The organism is Sutterella massiliensis (assembly GCF_016899755.1).
Classification (GTDB): Bacteria; Pseudomonadota; Gammaproteobacteria; order Burkholderiales; family Burkholderiaceae_F; genus Sutterella; species Sutterella massiliensis.
In genome coordinates this window covers 1-614 of record NZ_JACJJC010000213.1, presented here as the reverse complement: position 1 = coordinate 614, position 614 = coordinate 1, and the positions used below count along the sequence as shown (strand labels likewise).

Here is a 614-nt window from a genome sequence, read left to right as displayed (position 1 = left end):
GCGTCGGACACTGGAATACAGCGTATCCTTTTTTTGAAAGATCAAGGTGGTCAAAAGATCTAAAAGGTATTTCTATTTTTTTTGACGACCCGACGCGCATTCATGCAAAATTAGATCTCCCCTACTATTTCGGGAACAAAGAACATGATTGTAAAGAGGATATTTTAAAAGTCGTTTCAAAGATCATCTCAATACATAATATTGAGCGCGAGAATGTAACTTTTGTTGGTCATTCTAATGCAGGTTATGCTGCTCTGTACTTAGCATCGAAATTGAAAGGTTCATCTGCGATTGTTTTTTGTCCTCAATTTTCGATAACAGAATATCTAAATAATAAAAACAATGATTTCGAGAAGTTTAAACATCAACTTGGAATAGAAGAATGGGAAGTGCAAAATTATATGGATAGACTAACGATTGAAAATATAATTAACGATAGAACTCGTTTATCAAAATTTTTAATATATTCAAATCTTGCATCGCCCGTTGATTTATCGCAACTTCGACTAATAAATGAATTCAAGTGTTTGGACAAGGTTAAACCCGATTTTTATTCCTTTGGCAACACGTCGATTTGGGCCGTAGATATTAAATGTGCACGTCCACATCATGCT

The 614-nt window shown here is 34.4% G+C and carries 1 protein-coding gene; it reads left to right on the top strand.

Annotated features, from left to right (window positions below; genetic code table 11):
* On the top strand, nt 1-614 hold a 614-nt coding region (locus H6A60_RS12220), incomplete at both ends, for a hypothetical protein (RefSeq protein WP_205105016.1).